The 19,538-nt window shown below is 70.6% G+C and carries 18 protein-coding genes and 1 pseudogene; 8 read left to right on the top strand and 11 right to left on the bottom strand.

Annotation, left to right across the window (positions count from 1 at the left end):
- Nucleotides 1–26 precede the first annotated feature (26 nt).
- Nucleotides 27–521: a DUF3145 domain-containing protein gene (locus OG352_RS12905; RefSeq protein WP_329216840.1), complete on the top strand. Its 495-nt coding sequence runs from the start codon at nt 27–29 to the stop codon at nt 519–521.
- A gap of 76 nt (nt 522–597) precedes the next feature.
- Here the strand turns inward: OG352_RS12905 and OG352_RS12900 are convergent, their stop codons facing one another.
- The 5 genes from OG352_RS12900 to OG352_RS12880 all read right to left on the bottom strand — a co-directional run bounded on the left by OG352_RS12900 (nt 598) and on the right by OG352_RS12880 (nt 5,545).
- Entirely contained in the window at nt 598–1,878 is a 1,281-nt protein-coding gene (locus OG352_RS12900; RefSeq protein WP_329216838.1) for a beta-ketoacyl-[acyl-carrier-protein] synthase family protein, read from the bottom strand.
- A gap of 104 nt (nt 1,879–1,982) precedes the next feature.
- Entirely contained in the window at nt 1,983–2,231 is a 249-nt protein-coding gene (locus tag OG352_RS12895) for an acyl carrier protein (protein WP_030796760.1), read from the bottom strand.
- 81 nt (nt 2,232–2,312) lie between these two features.
- A complete protein-coding gene (locus tag OG352_RS12890; protein ID WP_329216836.1) occupies nt 2,313–3,314 on the bottom strand; it encodes a ketoacyl-ACP synthase III in 1,002 nt (333 codons plus the stop codon).
- Nucleotides 3,315–3,323: 9 nt separating this feature from the next.
- Complete coding sequence (locus OG352_RS12885; protein WP_329216834.1) at nt 3,324–4,250, bottom strand: ACP S-malonyltransferase; 927 nt, start codon at nt 4,248–4,250, stop codon at nt 3,324–3,326.
- An 89-nt stretch (nt 4,251–4,339) separates the two neighbouring features.
- Nucleotides 4,340–5,545 (bottom strand): PucR family transcriptional regulator, encoded by a 1,206-nt coding sequence (locus OG352_RS12880; protein ID WP_329216833.1) that lies wholly within the window; start codon nt 5,543–5,545, stop codon nt 4,340–4,342.
- A gap of 136 nt (nt 5,546–5,681) precedes the next feature.
- Here OG352_RS12880 and OG352_RS12875 point away from each other — a divergent pair, with 136 nt between their 5' ends.
- Nucleotides 5,682–6,362: a pirin family protein gene (locus OG352_RS12875; RefSeq protein ID WP_443072234.1), complete on the top strand. Its 681-nt coding sequence runs from the start codon at nt 5,682–5,684 to the stop codon at nt 6,360–6,362.
- Here OG352_RS12875 and OG352_RS12870 read toward each other — a convergent pair whose 3' ends face one another.
- Nucleotides 6,363–7,187 (bottom strand): serine hydrolase domain-containing protein, encoded by an 825-nt coding sequence (locus tag OG352_RS12870; RefSeq protein WP_329216831.1) that lies wholly within the window; start codon nt 7,185–7,187, stop codon nt 6,363–6,365.
- Between the two features lie 144 nt (nt 7,188–7,331).
- Here OG352_RS12870 and OG352_RS12865 point away from each other — a divergent pair, with 144 nt between their 5' ends.
- On the top strand, nt 7,332–7,796 hold the full coding sequence (locus OG352_RS12865) for a MerR family transcriptional regulator (RefSeq protein WP_329216830.1): 465 nt from the start codon (nt 7,332–7,334) through the stop codon (nt 7,794–7,796).
- Entirely contained in the window at nt 7,793–8,809 is a 1,017-nt protein-coding gene (locus OG352_RS12860; RefSeq protein WP_329216829.1) for an aldo/keto reductase, read from the top strand. The genes OG352_RS12865 and OG352_RS12860 overlap by 4 nt, the downstream gene beginning before the upstream one ends.
- Here OG352_RS12860 and OG352_RS12855 read toward each other — a convergent pair whose 3' ends face one another.
- The 3 genes from OG352_RS12855 to OG352_RS12845 all read right to left on the bottom strand — a co-directional run bounded on the left by OG352_RS12855 (nt 8,810) and on the right by OG352_RS12845 (nt 11,748).
- A complete protein-coding gene (locus OG352_RS12855) occupies nt 8,810–9,673 on the bottom strand; it encodes a DUF4429 domain-containing protein (protein WP_329223809.1) in 864 nt (287 codons plus the stop codon).
- A 58-nt stretch (nt 9,674–9,731) separates the two neighbouring features.
- Entirely contained in the window at nt 9,732–10,949 is a 1,218-nt protein-coding gene (locus OG352_RS12850) for an alpha/beta hydrolase (protein WP_329216828.1), read from the bottom strand.
- A 127-nt stretch (nt 10,950–11,076) separates the two neighbouring features.
- Nucleotides 11,077–11,748, bottom strand: a complete 672-nt coding sequence (locus tag OG352_RS12845) for a TetR family transcriptional regulator (RefSeq protein ID WP_329216827.1) — start codon at nt 11,746–11,748, stop codon at nt 11,077–11,079.
- A gap of 66 nt (nt 11,749–11,814) precedes the next feature.
- Here OG352_RS12845 and OG352_RS12840 point away from each other — a divergent pair, with 66 nt between their 5' ends.
- The gene (locus OG352_RS12840; RefSeq protein ID WP_329216826.1) at nt 11,815–13,434 is read left to right on the top strand and encodes an MFS transporter; all 1,620 of its coding nucleotides are present in this window, start codon (nt 11,815–11,817) and stop codon (nt 13,432–13,434) included.
- A gap of 182 nt (nt 13,435–13,616) precedes the next feature.
- On the opposite strand, the pseudogene OG352_RS12835 reads toward OG352_RS12840, so the two are convergent.
- Together OG352_RS12835 and aceE are read right to left on the bottom strand one after the other, a co-directional pair.
- A pseudogene (locus tag OG352_RS12835) lies at nt 13,617–14,373 on the bottom strand (potassium channel family protein).
- Nucleotides 14,374–14,463: 90 nt separating this feature from the next.
- Nucleotides 14,464–17,211 (bottom strand): pyruvate dehydrogenase (acetyl-transferring), homodimeric type, encoded by a 2,748-nt coding sequence (gene aceE / locus OG352_RS12830; protein ID WP_329216825.1) that lies wholly within the window; start codon nt 17,209–17,211, stop codon nt 14,464–14,466.
- Between the two features lie 415 nt (nt 17,212–17,626).
- Here aceE and OG352_RS12825 point away from each other — a divergent pair, with 415 nt between their 5' ends.
- From OG352_RS12825 to OG352_RS12815, 3 genes are all read left to right on the top strand, one after another.
- Nucleotides 17,627–18,064 carry a DUF3052 domain-containing protein gene (locus OG352_RS12825; RefSeq protein ID WP_329216824.1) on the top strand — a complete coding sequence of 146 codons (438 nt, stop codon included), beginning with the start codon at nt 17,627–17,629 and terminating at the stop codon, nt 18,062–18,064.
- Between the two features lie 187 nt (nt 18,065–18,251).
- On the top strand, nt 18,252–18,710 hold the full coding sequence (locus OG352_RS12820) for a peroxiredoxin (protein WP_329216823.1): 459 nt from the start codon (nt 18,252–18,254) through the stop codon (nt 18,708–18,710).
- A 121-nt stretch (nt 18,711–18,831) separates the two neighbouring features.
- Complete coding sequence (locus OG352_RS12815; RefSeq protein WP_057583419.1) at nt 18,832–19,407, top strand: TerD family protein; 576 nt, start codon at nt 18,832–18,834, stop codon at nt 19,405–19,407.
- The last annotated feature ends 131 nt before the right edge of the window (nt 19,408–19,538 follow it).

The following is a 19,538-nucleotide window of genomic DNA, read 5'->3' as shown; positions in this document are numbered from 1 at the left end:
CTGTCCCGCTCTGCCCGGAGGTCCCGGTGACGACACGTGGAGTTCTGTACGTGCACTCCGCGCCGCGCGCGCTGTGCCCGCACGTCGAGTGGGCGATCGCCGGGGTGCTCGGCACCCGCGTCAGCCTCGACTGGATCCGGCAGCCCGCCGCGCCCGGCACCTGGCGCTCGGAGTTCTCCTGGAAGGGCGAGGCCGGGACCGCCTCCAAGCTGGCGTCGGCGCTGAGAGGCTGGCAACTGCTCCGCTTCGAGGTCACCGCCGAACCCTGCGCCACCGCCGAGGGCGAGCGCTACAGCTGCACCCCCGACCTCGGCATCTTCCACGCCGTCACCGGCATCCACGGCGACATCCTGATCCCCGAGGACCGGCTGCGCGCCGCGCTGACACGGTCTCAGCGGGGCGAGACGGACCTCGAGGCCGAACTCGCCAGGCTCCTGGGCAAGCCGTGGGACGACGAGTTGGAGCCCTTCCGGTACGCGGGAGAGGGCGCTCCCGTGCGCTGGCTGCACCAGGTGGTGTGAACCGCCCCGCTCATCGAACGGCGTGTGGCCCGAACCCCGGGAGGGGGTTCGGGCCACACGCCGTTCAGTGAACCGCTCAGACGCTGCGGAACGCCAGCACCACGTTGTGCCCGCCGAAGCCGAACGAGTCGTTCAGGGCGGCGATACGGCCCTCGACGGGCAGCTTGCGCGCCTCGCCCCGCACGATGTCCGCGTTCGCCTCGGCCTCGGGGTCGAGGTTCTCGACGTTGATGGTCGGCGGAGCGATCCGGTGGTACAGCGCGAGCACCGCCGCGACGGACTCGACACCGCCCGCGCCGCCCAGCAGGTGACCGGTCATCGACTTGGTCGCGGACACCGCGAAGTGGTCCGCGTCGTCGCCGAAGACCTTGCGCAGCGCCTTCAGTTCGGCCACGTCACCGGCCGGGGTCGACGTCGCGTGCGCGTTGACGTGCACGATCTCCGCCGGGTTCAGGTCGGTGTTGTCGAGCAGGTTCTGCAGGGCGTGCGCGATGCCGCGGCCCTCCGGCTCCGGCTGCACGATGTCGTGGCTGTCGGCGGAGATGCCCTGGCCGACCGCCTCGGCGTAGACCCGGGCGCCGCGCTTCGCCGCGTGCTCGGCGGACTCCAGGACGATCACACCGGAGCCCTCGCCCATCACGAAGCCGTCGCGGGCCACGTCGTAGGGGCGCGAGGCGCCCTGCGGGTCGTCGTTGTTCTTGGACATCGCCATCATGTTGCCGAAGGCGGCGATGGGCAGCGGGTGGATCGCCGCCTCCGTACCGCCGGCGACGACGACGTCGGCGCGGCCCGTACGGATCATCTCGATGGCGTAGCCGATGGCCTCCGCGCCCGACGCGCACGCCGACACCGGCGTGTGCACGCCCGCGCGGGCGCCCACGAGCAGGCCCACGTTGGCGGACGGGCTGTTCGGCATCAGCATGGGCACGGTGTGCGGGGAGACGCGGCGGACGCCCTTCTCCCTCAGCACGTCGTACTGGTCGAGCAGGGTGGTCACGCCGCCGATGCCGGAGGCGATGACCGCGCCGAGCCGGTCGGGGTCGACCTTGCCGTCGCTGTCGGCCTCACCGGCCTTGCCGGAGAAACCGGCGTCCTTCCAGGCTTCCTTGGCCGCGATCAGCGCGAACTGCGCCGAGCGGTCCAGCTTGCGGGCCTGCGGCCGGGGGATGACCTCGAGGGGCTCCACCGCGACACGGGCCGCGATCCGGACGGCCTGGTCGGCCGCCCACTCTTCCTGCAGGGCCTTGACACCGGACTTACCGGCGACCAGACCCTCCCAGGTCGAGGCTGCGTCGCCACCCAGCGGTGTGGTTGCGCCGATACCGGTGACGACCACGGTGCGATTGGTCGGGCTCACGGATTCTTTCTCCAACGGTGCGAGGAGGACTTCCCCCGCCGGTGCGGGGAGAGCGGCGCCACCGCCGGGTGGCGGGGCAGTTCGGTCCAGGGAGACCGGGTGGATCAGCCCTGGTTCTTCAGGATGTACTCGGTCGCGTCGCCGACCGTCTTGAGGTTCTTGACGTCCTCGTCCGGGATCTTGACGTCGAAGCGCTCTTCGGCGGCGACGACGACCTCGACCATGGACAGCGAGTCGACGTCCAGGTCGTCGGTGAAGGACTTGTCCAGCTGGACGTCCTCAACCGGGATGCCGGCGATCTCGTTCACGATGTCGGCGAGACCGGCGACGATCTCTTCCTGAGTGGCGGCCATTTCGGGCGCTCCTTCGTAGTTTTCCAGAGGGTGTGGCAGTGGTGCTTCCCGCCCCGGACCGGATGGTCCGGCACGGAGTGCCTAGGGGAGGGTAACGACAGTGGCGGCGTAGACGAGACCCGCCCCGAATCCGATGACGAGCGCGGTGTCCCCGCTCTTCGCCTCGCCGGTCGCCAGAAGCCGCTCCATGGCGAGCGGGATCGAGGCGGCCGAGGTGTTGCCGGTGGTGCGCACGTCACGGGCGACCGTGACGGACTCCGGCAGTTTGAGAGTCTTCACCATCGAGTCGATGATCCGCTCGTTGGCCTGGTGCGGGATGAAGACGTCCAGTTCGTCGACGGTGACGCCGGCGGCGTCCAGGGCCTCCTTGGCGACCTTCGCCATCTCGAACACGGCCCAGCGGAAGACCGCCTGGCCCTCCTGCGTGATCGCGGGGAACCTGGCGACCACGCCGTCGCGGTAGTCCGTCCACGGCACGGTCTGCTTGATGGTGTCCGACTTGTCGCCCTCGGAGCCCCAGACCGTCGGGCCGATCGCCGGCTCGGCGGACGGGCCGACGACGACCGCGCCCGCGCCGTCGCCGAACAGGAAGGCCGTCGCACGGTCCTCCAGGTCGGTCAGCTCGGACAGCCGCTCGACGCCGATGACGAGGACGTACTCCGCCGAACCCTCGACGACCATGCCCTTGGCCAGGGTCAGGCCGTAGCCGAAGCCCGCGCAGCCGGCCGAGATGTCGAAGGCGGCGGCCCTGTCCGTGCCGAGCCGGTCGGCGATCTCGGTGGCCACGGCCGGGGTCTGCTTGAAGTGCGAGACGGTCGAGACGACCACGGCGCCGATCTGCCCGGCGTTGATCCCGGCGTCGGCGATCGCCTTGCCGGACGCCTCGATGGACATGGCGGCGACGGTCTCCTCGTCGTTCGCCCAGTGCCGGCTCTCGATGCCGGAGCGCGAGCGGATCCACTCGTCGGAGGAGTCGATCGTCTCGAGGATGACCTCGTTGGGGACGACCCGGACCGGCCGGTAGCCGCCGACACCGAGGATGCGCGCGTACGGATGGCCCTTGCTGGGCTTGATCTTCGCCATCACGGCTCCTCAGGCGACGCCGTGCTCGGCGATGAGCGCACGAGCGGCGTCGAGGTCGTCAGGGGTCTTGAGGGCGAGCGTCCGCACGCCGGGCAGGGCGCGCTTGGCGAGGCCGACCAGCGTGCCGCCGGGGGAGACCTCGACGATCGCGGTCGCGCCGAGCTCCTTGAAGGTCTCCATGCACAGGTCCCAGCGGACCGGGTTGGCGACCTGGCCGACCAGCCGCTGCAGCACCTCGTCGCCGCCGGTGACGGCCCGGCCGTCCTTGTTGGAGACGTAACGGATCTTCGGGTCGGCCGGCGAGAGCTCCGCGGCGGCCTTGGCGAGGGTCTCGACGGCGGGCGCCATGTGGGGCGTGTGGAAGGCGCCGGCGACCTTCAGCGCGACGACCTTGCGGACGCCCTCGGGCTTGTCCTCGGCCAGCGCGGCGAGCTGCTCCAGCGTGCCCGCCGCGACGATCTGGCCCGCGCCGTTGATGTTCGCGGGGGTCAGCCCCAGCTTCTCCAGATGCGCCACGGACACGTCGGGGTCGCCGCCGAGCAGCGCCGACATGCCGGTCTCGGTGATCGCGGCGGCGTCGGCCATGGCCAGCCCGCGCCTGCGGACGAGGCCCAGCGCGGCGGTGTCGTCGAGGACCCCGGCGAAGACGGCGGCGGTGAACTCGCCGACGCTGTGGCCCGCGACGGCGCCGGGCGCGAGGTCGGAAAGGTCGCCGAGAGCCGTGGCGGACAGGATGCCGGCGGCGACCAGCAGCGGCTGGGCCACCGCGGTGTCACGGATCTCGTCCGCGTCGGCCTGCGTGCCGTAGTGGGCGAGGTCCAGGCCGATGGCGTCCGACCACGCGGCGACGCGGGCGGCGGCACCGGGCAGTTCGAGCCAGGGGGTCAGGAAGCCGGGCGTCTGGGCGCCCTGGCCGGGAGCGACGAGTACGAGCACTCTCACACTCTCTCTTGGGGACGGCCAAAGCCGCCCGTGAGGACAGGGACGAAGAACGGCAGGGGGTTTTGTGGACTCCCGACAAATGCCTAGGTCTGGGGATCGCCGTCGACCAGGCGCCCCAGGATCAACGCGATCCGGAGCGTGAACGCGGAGCGTACATCCGAGGGTGACCATCCGGTGACGTCAGTCACACGTCGAAGCCGGTAGCGCACGGTGTTCGGGTGAACGAAGAGCATCCGTGCGGCCCCTTCGAGACTGGACGCCTGTTCGAGATAGACGGACAGCGTCTCCAGAAGCGCGGACCCGGCCTCCTCCAGCGGTCTGTAGATCTCCTCCACCAACTGATCGCGCGCACCGGGATCACCGGCGATCGCGCGTTCCGGAAGCAGATCGTCCGCCAGCACCGGCCGGGGCGCGTCCTGCCACGCGGAACAGGCCTTGAGCCCGGCGGCGGCGGCCTGCGCGGACCGGGTCGCGGCGAGCAGGTCGGGCACGACCGGCCCGGCCACCACGGGGCCCGCGGCGAACGGCCCGATCAGCGACTTGGCGACGGCGAGCGGATTGTCGCTGCCGCCCGCGATCACCACGAGCCGGGTGCCGAGCACCCCGGTGAGCACCTGGAGCTTGGCGTGCCGCGAGGCCCGCCGGATGGCCTCCACGGTCAGCTCGGAGTCCCCGTCGGGCGCGGTCCCGAGGATCACGCACACGTGTTCCGGCGAGTTCCAGCCGAGCGCGGCGGCCCGGCTCACGGCCCCCTCGTCGGCCTCGCCGCTCAGCACGGCGTTCACGACGAGCGACTCCAGCCGGGCGTCCCACGCGCCGCGCGCCTCGGCGGCCTGGGCGTAGACCTGGGCGGTGGCGAAGGCGATCTCCCGGGCGTACACGAGGAGCGCCTCGCGCAGCACGTTCTCGTCGCCGGGGGCCGCGACCTCGTCGATCGCGGACTCCATGACCTCGATGGTGGTCCGCACCATCTCGACGGTCTGCCGCAGCGTGATGGCCCGCGTCAGCTCGCGCGGCGCCGTGCCGAACACGTCGGTGGAGATGGCCTGCGGGGCGTCCGGATGCCGGAACCACTCGGTGAAGGCGGCGATACCCGCCTGGGCGACCAGCCCGATCCAGGAACGGTTCTCCGGGGGCATCGCCCGGTACCACGACAGTGTCTCGTCCATCCGCGCGATGGCCTGGGCGGCGAGACTTCCGGAGGACTTCTCCAGCCGCTTCAGCGTCGCGGGGTGGGAGTGGACGGCGCGCGCCGCGGGGTCGGGGCGACTCGTTTCGGGTTCGGGCACGTGGACAAGACTGCCTTATCGGGACGGGGCCGTGTGCCGCCGGGTCGCAGGTTGAGGACGGCCCACGGGCGTGGCAACGGCCGTTGCGCGGCCGTCGGGGCGGTCATCGTAGGGGCGGCGGGTCTACCGTGGTCGCGTGATGGACGTACGGCGCGCCGACGAGCGCTACCCAGGCGGCGACCCGGCCGCCGGCATCGAGTCGTGGCACGCCTTCTCCTTCGGCCCGCACTACGACCCCGGCAACCTCCGCTTCGGCCCGCTGATCGCCTGCAACGAGGAACGCCTCGCCCCCGGCGCCGGTTTCGACGAGCACCCCCACAGCCACACCGAGATCGTCACCTGGGTCGTCGAGGGCGAGCTGACCCACCGCGACTCGGCCGGCCACGAGACGCTGGTGCGCCCCGGGGACGTGCAGCGGCTCAGCTCGGCGTCCGGCGTCCGGCACGTCGAACGCAACGACGGCCCCACGCCCCTGACGTTCCTTCAGATGTGGCTGGCCCCCCTGGACCCCGGCGGCGACCCGTCGTACGAGATCGTCCACGGCATCGCCGACTCGACGCCGTACGCCGTCCCGGAGGCGGGCGCGATGCTCCACGTACGGCGGCTGCTCGCGGGGGAGCGGACGGCGGTGCCGGACGGGCCGTACGTGTACGCGCAGGTCGTGCGCGGCGAAGTCCGGCTGGACGGCGTGGAGTTGGGGCCGGGCGACGCGGCGCGCATCACCGACGCGAAGGACATGGAGGCGGTGGGCGTGACGGGGGCGGAGCTGCTGCTGTGGGAGATGGCCGGCCTGCCGGCCGGCCAACCACTCGGCTAGCTACCGGAGTTCCGCCAGCACCGCGTCCGTGAACGGCGGCCACGCCTCGACCGCCCACGGCCCGAACGGACGGTCCGTCAGGGCGACTCCGGCGACGCCCGCTTCGGGATCGATCCACAGGAACGTACCGGACTGCCCGAAGTGCCCGAAGGTGCGCGGCGACGAGGAACTCCCCGTCCAGTGCGGGGACTTGGCGTCGCGGATCTCGAAACCGAGCCCCCAGTCGTTGGGGCTCTGGTGCCCGTAACCCGGCAGGACGCCCTTGGTGCCCGGGTACTGCACGCTCATCGCGTCGGCCACCGTCCGCGGATCCAGCAGCCGCGGCGCCTGCACCTCCGCCGCGAACCGCAGCAGGTCCGTCACGGTCGACACGCCGTCCCTGGCCGGCGAGCCCGCGCCCGCCAGGGCGGTGTCGGCCATCCCCAGCGGCTCCAGCACCGCCTGCCGCAGATACTCCGCGAACGGGATGTCCGTCGCCTTCGCGAGATGGTCGCCGAGCTGCTCGAACCCGGCGTTGGAGTACAGCCGCCGCTCCCCGGGGGGCGCGGTCACCCGGTGCTCGTCGAAGGCCAGCCCGGAGGTGTGGGCGAGGAGGTGGCGGACCGTGGACCCGGGCGGCCCGGCCGGCTCGTCCAGCTCGACCGCCCCCTCCTCGTACGCGACGAGCACGGCGTACGCGGCGAGCGGCTTGGTGACCGAGGCCAGCGGGAAACGCCGCCCGACGGGTCCGTGGGTCCCCAGGACCGCACCGTCGGCCCGTACGACACCCGCCGAGGCGGAGGGAACCGGCCAGTTCTCGATCAGCGCGAGGCTCTTCAACGACATGCCGCCGAGCCTATGCGGCGCACGGCGGCGGCACCGTCAAGGGGTCCGGCGTCGCCGGTACCGGCCTGATCAAGCCGCGCGCCCCCGGCTTTCTTACCGATTCGGCTTGCTTGGAGCGCACTCCAAGGCCATAGCGTTGGGGGCATGACGGTGATGGAGACCACGGGCACCAGGACCGACAACTGTGCCGCCCCGCCGCAACCGCATCGGCGACCGGACGGCCAGGACAGCTACACGATCAGTGAGGTCGTCGCCTTCACGGGCCTGACGGCCCACACCCTGCGCTGGTACGAGCGGATCGGCCTGATGCCGCACGTCGACCGCTCGCACACCGGCCAGCGCCGCTACAGCAACCGCGACCTGGACTGGCTCGAGTTCGTCGGCAAGCTCCGGCTCACCGGCATGCCGGTCGCCGACATGGTGCGGTACGCGGAGCTGGTGCGCGAGGGCGACGGCACGTTCACCGAGCGCTTCGACCTCCTCGTGTCGACCCGCCGGGACGTCCTGGCCCGGATCTCCGAACTGCAGGACACGCTCGCCGTGCTCGACCGGAAGATCAGTTTCTACGCGGACGCGTGCCGCGTGTACGAGAAGGAGAAGGTCGGATGACCGACAGCAGGATCCCGACGGCACGACTCGGCGAGAACGGCCCAGAGGTGGGCGTCCAGGGCCTGGGCTGCATGGGCATGAGCTTCGCGTACGGCCCCGCGGACGCGGAGGAGTCCCGGGCCACCCTGGAACGCGCCCTGGAACTCGGCGTCACGTTCTACGACACGGCGGACGCGTACGGCGCGGGCGAGAACGAGAAGTTCCTCTCCCCCTTCTTCAAGGCGCACCGCGACGAGCTCGTGATCGCCACGAAGTTCGGCCTGGCCGTCCACCCGGACGACCCGACCAAGCGGATCATCCGCAACGACGTGCCCTACATCCGCAGTTGCGTCGAGGCGAGCCTGCGGCGGCTGGACGTCGACGTCATCGACCTCTACTACATGCACCGGCGCGATCTGGACGCGCCGATCGAGGAGACCGTCGGCGTGATGGCCGAGCTGGTGCGCGAGGGCAAGGTCAAGCAACTGGGCCTCAGCGAGGTGACGGCCGCCGAACTGCGCGCGGCACAGGGCGTGCACCCCATCGCGGCCGTGCAGTCGGAGTGGTCGCTGTTCAGCCGGGACATCGAGGCGCAGGTGGTACCCGCGGCCCGCGAACTGGGCGTGACCCTGGTCCCGTACTCCCCGCTCGGCCGGGGCTTCCTCACCGGCTCCTTCGCCAACGCCGACCAGGACCTCACCGCCGACGACTTCCGCCGCCAGCAGCCCCGCTTCACCGGCGAGAACGCCGCCGCGAACGGGGCGCTCCTGGAGCCGATCCGCGCGGTGGCCAAGGCCCACGACGCGACGCCGGGCCAGATCGCCCTGGCCTGGGTCCAGCAGCAGTCCGAGGTCCACGGCCTCCCGGTGATCCCGATCCCGGGCACCCGCAAGCCGAGCCGGGTGGAGGAGAACACGGCGTCCACGGCCCTCCACCTGACGAAGGAGGAACTGGCCGTCCTGGAGCCGATCGCGGCCAAGGTCGCCGGCGACCGCTACGCCGACATGAGGTTCACCTCCGCCGGACGCGAGTGATCACAGCTCCGACAGCAGCTCCGCCTTCTTCACGGAGAACTCCTCGTCGGTGACCAGTCCGGACCGGTGCAGTTCCCCGAGGTGGCGGATGCGTTCGGCGATGTCGGCGGGATCACGACGTGGGCTCGGGGCCGTGACCACGGCCGCGGGCCCACGGGTGCGTACGGCGGCCAGGACCGCCGCCGCGAACGGCAGGGACTCGTGCACGGGGCCGTACCCCAGGCCGAACACCACCGTCGCGGGATCCTGGTCGGCCTGCGCGGGCTGCTCGTCCCCGTCTCGGCGGAGCAGTCGCAGGTGCCCCTCGAAGACCTCCGGGGACCGCCACTCCACGCCGGTCAGCTCGGACACGGCGAAACGCTGGTCGCCCGCCTTCCACTTCGCCGACGACGCCCCCGTCCAGAACCACCGGAAACGCACCGTGCTCCCGTCGAACGAGGCCTTCCCGTCGTACGCCTTGAACGACAGCGGCACCTCGGGAGCGTCCACCAGGAAACGTTCCGCCGGACCGGCGTCGGCGTGGGTCAGCCGGTCCCGCAACTCGTCGGCGTAGTACTCGGCGAGCGTCTCCCGTTCGGCGGGCAGCACCAGCCGGTACGGGTCGCACCCTTCCTTGAGCTGCCCCGCCGCCGCCTCCGTCAACGGATCGGCTCCCGGCCGCGGCTGCGCGTGCAGGACGACCGTCCCCCGCTTGCCGGGGGCCAGCGTCACCCGGCCGATGGCCGCCAGTGGAATCCGGCGCTCGCCCAGCGCCGACAGCAGCTTGGGCGTGCGCAGCCCCCGTTCGTAGCGGATGAGGACGGAGTCGGAATCGAACTCCCAGGCGGCATGAAATCCGGCCAGTACGTCACCCATGCGGCTCATCGTATGCGGGACACCCATTCTTCGTCCCCTCCCCGCGCGCCCCGCAATTGCTGCGTCTCTACGCGCGTCCGGCCTTCGTCGTGTCGGACAAACCCGCCGTGCAGGCGTCATCGTCGTGGGCACACTCCACCGAGCGGTACGCGCCGGTGCCGATACCGGCGAGGTTGCGCAGGCTGTCCGTACCCGGTTCGAAGTAGCCGCCGTGGCCCTTGGCCTCCTGCGCCGACAGCAGCCGTGCGCCGAACTCCTGAGCCATCGGGTCCTCGCCGTGCCCGAGGCCGCCGACCTCCAGGTGCGGCACGTCCTGCACCCAGTCGGTGGCGTCCCGCATCGCCCACACCCGGGCGTCGGTGCCCAGTTGGGCCGCGTTCTCCACCCGCATCCCGGGGCTGGCGGCCACCGCTATGTCGGTCACCCGGCCCGGCATGGCGTGCGCGGCGACCCCGCACACCACCGAGCCGTAGCTGTGGCAGAACATCGAGACGGGCGCGCTGCCCGGCAGGGCGTCCAGCAGGGCGTTCAGCCGGACGGCGCCGCTCTCGGCGCGCATCGCGGTGGCCGAGTCGATGCCCAGACCGTCGGGCGAGGTGTAGTCGGCCCAGGCGATCACGGCCGTACGCGTCGAGGGGCTCGCCTCGCGCTCGGCGGCGTAGAGGGCCTCGGCCATGCCGACGGGCGCGGAGTATCTGCGGTTGGTGCGCTGGAAGGTGAGCAGATCGGTGTCGACGCCGGGGACGACGACGGAGATCCGCTCGGCCTGCTCGAGGCTGCCGAGCACCTCGGCGGCGCGGCCGGAGCCGTCCGGGTCGAAGGCGAGGATCTGCCGGTCGGCGCCGCTCATCGACTCGTAGCGCTGCATGCGCCGGCCGGCCAACTGCTGCCCGGAGGGCGTGAGCCGGGTGTCGTGCATGCGGGCGCGTTCGAGGCGGATCTGCTGGCGCAGGGCGACCCGGTTGGCGCGGTAGCGCAGTTCGGCCGGGGCGCCGTTCATGTTGCCGACCGCGAGCGGGTAGTCCCGCGCGAGGGCGGTGCGCTGCTGGGCGGTCAGCGAGGCGAAGAAGCGGGCGAGCCGGCCGGGGGCCGACGCGGGATCCGGCAGCCGGTGGCCGTCGAGCCGGCCCTGCTCCCACGCGGTGCGCGAGACCTGGAGGGCGGTGCTCTCCCGGTGGTGGCGCACCGCGGTCCAGCCGGTGGTCGCCAGCATCACGAACACCACGGCCAGGGCGGCCAGTGCGCGCCAGACGCTGAGTTGAGGGGAGGTGTCGAAGGAAGTCACTGAAAGGACACACTAGGAGAACGAGAGGGTCTCGGGAGACCCAAGTGACGGGGATCACGTTTCGCTGAACGTGGGAATGGTCATAAAGCCCTTCAGGCCTCTCCCTTTCCCTTCAGGCCCTGACTTTTCAGGCCGTCTCTTCTCGGGCCGTTGCTTTTCCGGCCGTCTCTTCCCGGGATGCGCGCCAGTTCCCCAGCAGCGCGGGGCCCACCCCGTCGAGGTACAGGGACGTCAGGGTGCGGATGCCTGCCAGGCTGGAGTCCCCGCCGGTGCCCCACTGCCGTTCCGTCACCCGCATCACCCCGCTGAACACGGCCACCACCAGCCGCGGCCGCGGATCGGCGTCCACGTCGAGACCCTCGCGCTCGGCGATCACCCGCGCGAGGGTCTCCTCGACCGCCGCCGAGCGCCGCAGATGCGCGGCGAGCAGCACCGGCGTCGACTCGATCACCCGGTACAGCCGCAGGTAGGTCTCGACCGGGACGACGGACTCGACGATGTCGTTGATCTCGTCCCAGCCGTCCACGACGGCGTGCCGCAGCGCCTCCATCGGCGCCTCGTGCGGCGGGCGTTCGCGCACCGCCGCCACGAACCGCGCCACCGTCATCTCCACCAGGGCCAGCGCGGCCTCGTCCTTGCCGGCGAAGTAGCGGAAGAAGGTGCGCTGCGAGACGTCGACGGCCTCGGCGATCTCGTCGACGGTCGTCCCCTCGTACCCCTGCGAGGTGAACAGCTCCACGGCGGCCCGCAGCAGCGCGTCCCGGGTGCGCTGTTTCTTGCGTTCGCGCAGTGTTTCCATACGTGTCAGTTACCGACTTGTGAACTGGTTTGTCAATTGTCAGTGGCTGTCACTAGCCTCGAACGCATGACTAGTCAGACCACCATCAGCGCGGCGGGGCCGGGGGGCACAGCACCGGCGGATCCGTCGGACGGGCCGCCCGCCAAGGGGCTGCGCGGCCATCCGTGGTTCACCCTCATCACCGTCGCCGTCGGCGTCATGATGGTGGCCCTCGACGGCACCATCGTCGCCATCGCCAACCCGGCCATCGCCAGCGACCTGGGCGCCACCTTCGCCCAGGTCCAGTGGATCACCAACGCCTACTTCCTCGCCCTCGCGGTCTCCCTGATCACCGCGGGCAAGCTCGGTGACCGCTTCGGCCACCGCCAGACGTTCCTGATAGGCGTCGTCGGGTTCGCCGCCGCGTCCGGCGCGATCGGCCTGTCCGACAGCATCGCCTTCGTCGTCACCTTCCGCGTGTTCCAGGGGCTGTTCGGCGCGCTGCTGATGCCGGCCGCGCTCGGGCTGCTGCGTGCGACCTTCCCGGCCGAGAAGCTCAACATGGCCATCGGCCTGTGGGGCATGGTCATCGGCGCCTCCACCGCCGGCGGCCCGATCCTCGGCGGCGTCCTCGTCGAGCACGTCAACTGGCAGTCGGTGTTCTTCATCAACGTGCCGGTCGGCGCGCTCGCCCTCGTCCTGGGCGTGCTGATCCTGCTCGACCACCGCGCCGAGAACGCGCCGCGCTCCTTCGACCTCCTGGGCATAGCCTTCCTCTCGGGCGCGATGTTCAGCCTGGTCTGGGCCCTCATCAAGGCCCCGACCTGGGGCTGGGGCGACGGCCTGACCTGGACGTTCATCGTCGCCTCCGTCGTCCTCTTCGCCGCCTTCGCCTTCTGGGAGACGAAGGTCGGGGAACCGCTGATCCCGCTGGGACTGTTCCGCTCGGTCCCGCTGTCGGCTGGTGTGGTCCTCATGGTGCTGATGGCGATCGCCTTCATGGGCGGCCTGTTCTTCGTGACGTTCTACCTCCAGAACGTGCACGGCATGAGCCCGATCGACGCGGGACTGCACCTGCTCCCGCTCACCGGCATGATGATCGTCGGCTCCCCGCTCGCGGGCGCGGCGATCACCAAGCTCGGCCCGCGCATCCCGCTGGCCGGCGGCATGGCCGCCACCGCGATCGCCATGTACGGCATGTCCACGCTGGAGACGGACACCGGCAGCGGTGTCATGTCCATCTGGTTCGCGCTGCTGGGCTTCGGCCTCGCCCCGGTCATGGTCGGCGCGACGGAGGTCATCGTGGGCAACGCCCCCATGGAGCTGTCGGGTGTGGCGGGCGGTCTCCAGCAGGCGGCCATGCAGATCGGCGGCAGCCTCGGTACGGCCGTGCTCGGCGGGGTGATGGCGTCCAAGGTGGACAGCGACCTGCCCGGCAACTGGACGGGCGCGGGCCTGCCCGAGCTCACCCCCGCCCAACTGGACCAGGCCTCCGAGGCGGTCCAGGTCGGCGTGGCGCCGGTGGCCAAGGGGACGCCCGAGGCGGTCGCCGCGAAGATCGCGGACGTCGCCCACGACACCTTCATCTCCGGCATGAGCCTCGCGTCGCTGGTCGCCGCCGGGGTGGCGGTCGTCGCCGTGTTCGTCGCGCTGCTCACCAAGCGGGGCGCGAACGCGGAGGCGGGCGCGGGCGTCGGTCATATCTGACGGGATTTCAAGAACTTTCCCCTATCAGGGTGACAAGGCTAAAGGTTCCTCGCATCCGGCACGCGCCGCAGGTCACAGTTAGTCAAGCCCTCCGGATGGGAGGGCGGCCAGGGCCGCGGCGCGCTGCCGGAGGGGGACAGCGCGCCGCGGCCCTGACTGCTGCCGTCCGACCGCCACTGCGGTCAGCGGTTGAGGGACCGCTCCCGCAGCGCGGCCACCTCGCGGCGCAGCGCCCGCACTTCCTCCGTCAGGGCCTGGATCGCCTGCGTCTGGGCGCGTTCCTCGACGTCGTCCTTCTCGAAGCGCTCGATGAACCAGGCCGCGATGTTCGCGGTGACGACACCGAGCAGGGCGATCCCGGACAGCATCAGGCCCACGGCGATGATCCGGCCCAGCCCGGTGGTCGGCGAGTGGTCCCCGTACCCCACCGTCGTCATCGTCGTGAACGACCACCACAGCGCGTCATCCAGCGTGCGGATGTTCCCCTCCGGCGCGCCCCGCTCCACCGACAGCACGGCGAGCGAACCGAACATCAGCAGCCCGACGACCGCCCCCACGACATACGTCGTCATCCGGATCTGCGAGGCCATCCGCGCCCGCCGCCCCACCAGCAGCAGCGTCGAGACCAGCCGCAACAGCTTGAGCTGCTGCACCAGCGGCAGCACCACCGCCAACAGGTCCAGCCAGTGCGTCCGGACGAACCGCCGCCGGTCGGGCGTCAGCGCCAGCCGGACCACGTAGTCCACGGCGAACGCCCCCCCACACCACCCACTCCACCGCGGTGCACACGGCCGTCACCGCGCGGTCCGCCGACGTGTCCACGATCGGTACGGCGTAGGCGACGGCGAACACCACGGCGAGGGCGAGCAACGGCCGCTGCGTCCACAGCTCCCACCGGCGCTGCGACTCCCACCGGCCCTGCGCCGACTGTTCTTGCATGGTCGCATCGTAAAGAACCAGTAAGGGCGGTGTGGCCACGAGCCCCACCGCCCTCACCCCCGTGCTACGGGTCCGCCCTACCGGTACGCGCTACGCGTCGCCGCCCGCCGCCCCCGGGTCGGCCGCCGAGACGTCCAGCAACTGGTAGCGGTCGATGGCCTGCTTCAGCACCGACCGGTCCACCTTGCCGTCCCGCGCCAGCTCGGTCAGCACGCCCACCGCCACCGACTGGGCGTCGATGTGGAAGAACCGGCGGGCCGCGCCCCGGGTGTCCGCGAAGCCGAAGCCGTCCGCGCCCAGCGACTGGTACGTGCCCGGCACCCAGCGCGCGATCTGGTCCGGCACCGACCGCATCCAGTCCGAGACGGCCACGAACGGCCCCTCGGCCCCGGACAGCTTCCGCGTCACGTACGGCACCCGCTGCTCCTCCTCCGGGTGCAGCAGGTTGTGCCGCTCGACCTCGACGGCCTCGCGCCGCAGCTCGTTCCAGGAGGTCGCCGACCAGACGTCGGCCTTGACGTTCCAGTCCTCGGCGAGGATCTTCTGCGCCTCGACCGCCCAGGGGACCGCCACACCGGACGCGATGATCTGCGCGGGGATCCGGCCCGCCGTGCCCGCGCTGAAGCGGTGGATGCCCTTCAGGATGCCCTCGACGTCCACGTCCGCCGGCTCGGCCGGGTGCTGGATCGGCTCGTTGTAGACCGTGAGGTAGTAGAAGACGTCCTCGCCGTGCGGATGCTCGGCGGAACTGCCGTACATCCGCCGCAGCCCGTCCTGCACGATGTGCGCGATCTCGAAGCCGTACGCCGGGTCGTAGGCGACACAGCCCGGGTTCGTCGAGGCGAGCAACTGCGAGTGGCCGTCCGCGTGCTGGAGCCCCTCACCGGTCAGGGTCGTACGGCCGGCGGTCGCGCCCAGCACGAAACCGCGCGCCAACTGGTCCGACATCTGCCAGAACTGGTCGCCGGTGCGCTGGAAACCGAACATCGAGTAGAAGACGTAGACCGGGATGAGCGGCTCGCCGTGCGTGGCGTACGCCGAGCCCGCCGCGATCAGCGACGCCGTACAGCCCGCTTCCGAGATGCCGTCGTGCAGCATCTGACCGGTCGGCGACTCCTTGTAGGCGAGCAGGAGATCCCGGTCCACGGCCTCGTACTGCTGGCCGAGCGGGTTGTAGATCTTCGCACTCGGGAAGAAGGAGTCCATGCCGAACGTGCGGTACTCGTCCGGCGCGATCAGCACGAACCGCCTGCCGAGCTCCTTGTCCCGCATCAGGTCCTTGAGTAGCCGTACGAACGCCATGGTCGTGGCGATGGACTGCTGACCCGAACCTTTCTTCACACTCGCGTACGTCTTCTCGTCCGGCAGCGCGAGCGGCTTCGAGCGGACGACGCGGGTCGGGACGTAGCCGCCGAGGCCCTTGCGCCGGTCGTGCATGTACTGGATCTCTTCCGAGTTCCGCCCCGGGTGGAAGTACGGCGGGAGGCCGCCCTCCAGCTCCTTGTCGGAGATCGGCAGGTGCAGCCGGTCGCGGAAGCCCTTGAGGTCGGCGACCGTCAGCTTCTTCATCTGGTGCGTGGCGTTGCGGCCCTCGAAGTTCGGGCCGAGCGTCCAGCCCTTGACCGTCTTGGCCAGGATGACCGTCGGCTGGCCGGTGTGCTCCACGGCCGCCTTGAACGCCGCGTAGATCTTCCGGTGGTCGTGCCCGCCGCGGCCCAGGTGCAGGATCTGGTCGTCGGTCATGCCCTCGACCATCGCGCGCAGCCGCTGGTCGTCGCCGAAGAAGTGGTCGCGGATGTACGCGCCCGACTCGGTGGCGTAGGTCTGGTACTGGCCGTCCGGGGTCGTGTTCATCCGGTTGACCAGGGTGCCGTCGCGGTCCTGGGCGAGCAGCGGGTCCCAGGAGCGGTCCCAGATCAGCTTGATCACGTTCCAGCCGGCGCCGCGGAAGACCGACTCCAGCTCCTGGATGACCTTGCCGTTGCCGCGCACCGGCCCGTCGAGCCGCTGGAGGTTGCAGTTGACGACGAAGGTCAGGTTGTCCAGGCCCTCACGGGCGGCGATGGTGAGCTGGCCGAGCGACTCCGGCTCGTCCATCTCGCCGTCGCCGAGGAACGCCCACACATGCGACTTCGACGTGTCGGCGATCTCGCGCGCGTGCATGTAGCGGTTCATCCGCGCCTGGTAGATCGCGCCGATCGGGCCGAGGCCCATCGACACGGTCGGGAACTCCCAGAAGTCCGGCATCAGACGCGGGTGCGGATACGAGGACAGGCCGTTGGGCGCCTTGGACTTCTCCTGGCGGAACGCGTCCATGTTCTGCTCGCTGAGGCGGTCGAGCAGGAACGCGCGCGCGTAGATGCCCGGCGAGGCGTGGCCCTGGAAGAAGACCTGGTCGCCGCCGTCGCCCTCGTCCTTGCCGCGGAAGAAGTGGTTGAAGCCGACGTCGTAGAGGGACGCGGAGGAGGCGAAGGTGGCGATGTGGCCGCCCACGCCGATGCCCGGGCGCTGCGCCCTGGACACCATCACGGCCGCGTTCCAGCGGGTCGCGTTCAGGATCCGGCGCTCGATCTCCTCGTTGCCCGGGAAGAACGGCTCGGCCCTGGTGGGGATGGTGTTGACGTAGTCCGTGCTGCGCATCTCGGGCACGGCCACGCGCTTCTCGCGGGCCCGCTCGATCAGGCGCAGCATGAGGTAGCGGGCACGCTCCCGGCCGCGCTCGTCGATCGCGGCGTCGAGGGAGTCGAGCCACTCCTGGGTTTCCTCGGGATCGAAGTCAGGAACCTGACTCGGAAGGCCGCCAATGATGATCGGGTTGCGATCGGATCCGGAAGCCACGCTGTTCCTTACCTGTCAGAGGGTTGTATGGGGCCGTAGGGCGCCGTGCGGGGCAGTGGGGGCGAGGGGGACCCGCACAGCCCCCATCGTGTACCTAGGGGCCGCAAACGTCATCTCTACCCCGAGGTAACCGGCACCCGTTCGAATCTCGTACCCTTGGATGGTTCTCAAATACGCAAACAGGGCAGATGGGTGTGGTGTATGTCACCTTCCGTCTGGATCTCATCCCTGGAGTTGTGTCGACACGGCCAGGATCGTCACCGTTTCGGCGGTCCGAACCGCCGGGTACTTGCGCGATCCGTCCCGCCCGTGTGGACTACGGCCAATGCTTCGCGCACGCGCGTGGCTGAGTTTCCCCCACGCCCTGGACGGGCCCGGGGGCACCCCCATCCGAATCATGATCAGGAGGCAACCCGTGAGCGCGACCGCGGACCACGCGGAGGAGCGGACCAGCCCTGCCGTCAGGCTGGGTTTCCAGCCCGGGCAGGTGGTCCAGGAGATCGGCTACGACGACGACGTCGACCAGGAGCTCCGCGAGTCCATTGAGGAAGTCATCGGCAGCGATCTGGTGGACGAGGACTACGACGACGTCGCCGACGCCGTGGTCCTGTGGTTCCGCGACGATGACGGAGACCTGACGGATGCGCTGGTGGACGCCACCACGTACATCGAAGAAGGCGGGTCGATCCTCCTCCTGACGCCGAAGACCGGCCGGACGGGATACGTGGAGCCGAGCGACGTCTCCGAAGCCTCGACGACCGCGGGCCTGTCGGCCAGCAAGAGCGTCAGCGTGGGCAAGGACTGGAGCGGCAGTCGGCTGGTGACGCCCAAGGCCGCCAAGTCCAAGAAGTGACCTCGTCGAGGTAATCCGGTCTCAGACCGGACGGGCCGACCGACTCCGGTCGGCCCGTCCGGCATCCGGCCCGGCCCGCAGGCATGTCCTGCCGCCGCGCTGCCGGTCGTCCCGTCCGCCGTCCTGTGGGGCCCGCTGCGTAGGGTGTTGTCACCCAGACAGCCCCACCCGAAGGGACATCCACGCGATGGCGATCCAGGTCGGCGACAAGGCCCCCGACTTCGAGCTCAAGGACAACCACGGCAGGGCCGTGCGGCTCTCCGACTTCCGGGGCAGCAAGAACGTCGTCCTGCTCTTCTACCCCTTCGCCTTCACCGGCGTGTGCACCGGTGAGCTGTGCGAGGTGCGGGACAACCTGCCGAAGTTCTCCGACCGCGACACCCAGGTGCTCGCCGTCTCCAACGACTCCATCCACACCCTGCGCGTCTTCGCCGAGCAGGAGGGCCTGGAGTACCCGCTGCTCAGCGACTTCTGGCCGCACGGCGAGGTCTCCCGCGCCTACGGCGTCTTCGCCGAGGACAAGGGCTGCGCGGTGCGCGGCACCTTCGTCATCGACAAGGAGGGCGTCGTGCGCTGGACGGTCGTCAACGCGCTGCCGGACGCGCGCGACCTCGGCGAGTACGTCGCGGCACTCGACACCCTGTGATTGTTCGGTTCCAGGGCCTGCGTGGCGCGGGAACCCCTCACTAGGATCGAGTCGTTGATCCGATAGATCCGATATCCGAGCACCACGGGGCTCCCCGCCCCAGGACACCAATGGAGGACTCGTGGGAGTCAGCCTCAGCAAGGGCGGCAACGTATCGCTGACCAAGGAGGCCCCGGGCCTGACCGCGGTCATCGTCGGTCTGGGGTGGGACGTGCGCACCACGACCGGCACGGACTTCGACCTGGACGCCAGCGCACTGCTGGTGAACAACGCCGGCAAGGTCGCCAGTGACGCCAACTTCGTCTTCTTCAACAACCTCAAGAGCCCCGACGGCTCCGTGGAGCACACCGGTGACAACACCACCGGTGAGGGCGAGGGCGACGACGAGGCGATCAAGGTCAACCTCGCCACGGTCCCGGCCGACGTCGACAAGATCGTCTTCCCGGTGTCGATCTACGACGCCGAGAACCGGCAGCAGTCCTTCGGCCAGGTCCGCAACGCGTTCATCCGCGTCGTGAACCAGGCCGGCGGCGCCGAGATCGCCCGCTACGACCTCAGTGAGGACGCGTCGACCGAGACCGCGATGGTCTTCGGCGAGCTCTACCGGCACGGCGCGGAGTGGAAGTTCCGCGCCATCGGCCAGGGCTACGCGTCGGGCCTGCGCGGCATCGCGCAGGACTTCGGCGTCAACGTCTGAGTCACCCGAAGGATCCGAGTCACCTCGAGGATCCGAGCCACCTGAACGTCTGATCGTCAGGCGCCGCACCGTTTACGGGCGGCGCCTGGGGGTCCCCCCTCTGGGGGAGTGCAGGACAACCGAAGAAGCAG

Source organism: Streptomyces sp. NBC_01485, from assembly GCF_036227125.1.
Lineage (GTDB): Bacteria > Actinomycetota > Actinomycetes > Streptomycetales > Streptomycetaceae > Streptomyces.
Note: the sequence above shows the minus strand (reverse complement) of the source record. Positions and strands in the feature narration are given on the sequence as shown.

Bases quoted from the DNA above. Each gene is read 5' to 3' on its own strand.
- OG352_RS12895 (WP_030796760.1), bottom strand. From the start codon at position 2,231: ATGGCCGCCACTCAGGAAGAGATCGTCGCCGGTCTCGCCGACATCGTG.
- OG352_RS12890 (WP_329216836.1), bottom strand. From the start codon at position 3,314: ATGGCGAAGATCAAGCCCAGCAAGGGCCATCCGTACGCGCGCATCCTC.
- OG352_RS12870 (WP_329216831.1), bottom strand. From the start codon at position 7,187: ATGTCGTTGAAGAGCCTCGCGCTGATCGAGAACTGGCCGGTTCCCTCC.
- OG352_RS12865 (WP_329216830.1), top strand. From the start codon at position 7,332: ATGACGGTGATGGAGACCACGGGCACCAGGACCGACAACTGTGCCGCC.
- OG352_RS12860 (WP_329216829.1), top strand. From the start codon at position 7,793: ATGACCGACAGCAGGATCCCGACGGCACGACTCGGCGAGAACGGCCCA.
- OG352_RS12855 (WP_329223809.1), bottom strand. From the start codon at position 9,673: ATGAGCCGCATGGGTGACGTACTGGCCGGATTTCATGCCGCCTGGGAG.
- OG352_RS12845 (WP_329216827.1), bottom strand. From the start codon at position 11,748: ATGGAAACACTGCGCGAACGCAAGAAACAGCGCACCCGGGACGCGCTG.
- OG352_RS12840 (WP_329216826.1), top strand. From the start codon at position 11,815: ATGACTAGTCAGACCACCATCAGCGCGGCGGGGCCGGGGGGCACAGCA.
- OG352_RS12820 (WP_329216823.1), top strand. From the start codon at position 18,252: ATGGCGATCCAGGTCGGCGACAAGGCCCCCGACTTCGAGCTCAAGGAC.